The sequence below is a fragment of the Acidovorax sp. KPB24-07 genome (assembly GCF_057543315.1).
The window spans coordinates 1-795 of the sequence record NZ_BAAJYS010000825.1; the positions used below are offsets into that span (position 1 = coordinate 1).

The following is a 795-nucleotide window of genomic DNA, read 5'->3' on the forward strand; positions in this document are numbered from 1 at the left end:
TTCCGCGCGCGGTGTGGGTGTTCTTGGCTTGCGCCGTGCTGGTGCCGACCATGGGCTACTTTGCGATAACCGGCGTCTATGGCAACGTCGCCAAAGGCGCCAAGCAAGCCCAGCCAGGCGCAACTGCAGCAGTCGGCTCCCCGGGTCAGGGATCGTCCCCGAACAAGGTCCTGACCACGGTCGAGTACCTAGAGCAACGCAAGCCGCGATTGGCCGACTTTGCCCACACGTCGCCGGCCTACGATCAGGTCACCCAGCCAACGGTGGCGCCCTATCCAGCCGCTTGCGTCGAGATGGGCAGCAAGTGCAAGTGCTACAGCCAGCAAGCCACACTGCTGCAGGTCTCGCTGGCGGTGTGCCAGCAGATCGTGCGCCAGGGCTTCTTCGTGGACTGGGCCCAGGCCCAACAAGACCAACATGGCCAACAGGGCCAGCAGCAGATGGTGCAGGCCCAGCCGTGGCAGCAACGCGAGCTCGTGGCCCAGCAGCAGCCGCTGCAGCAGGTGCGCACCGTGCCCATGCCGCAGCCGGCCCAGCCTCAAGATGGGCTCATCACCCCTGAGCAGTTGTCCTCTGCCCTGGCCGTGCGCAACCCAGCCTATGCAGGTCTCCCCCGTGTGTCCACCCGCTGAGCCTGTGCTGCGCTCCTTTCCGGGGACAAACCGGGGACCCGCCAAAGGCCGATTAGGCCGTCGACCGTAGGGAGCTTGGCGGGGGCGGGGTATGGGGTGCCACACCCCATGGTGGCTCTCACCTCACCCTGGGCCGCATGTTATCGCCAGGGCCCTAACTGCC

At 66.4% G+C, this 795-nt stretch carries 1 pseudogene; it reads left to right on the plus strand.

Annotated elements, in window-relative coordinates:
• Positions 1 to 632 (plus strand): annotated as a pseudogene (locus AC27IQ_RS26090) (hypothetical protein); the annotation flags it as partial.
• Positions 633 to 795: the final 163 nt, after the last annotated feature.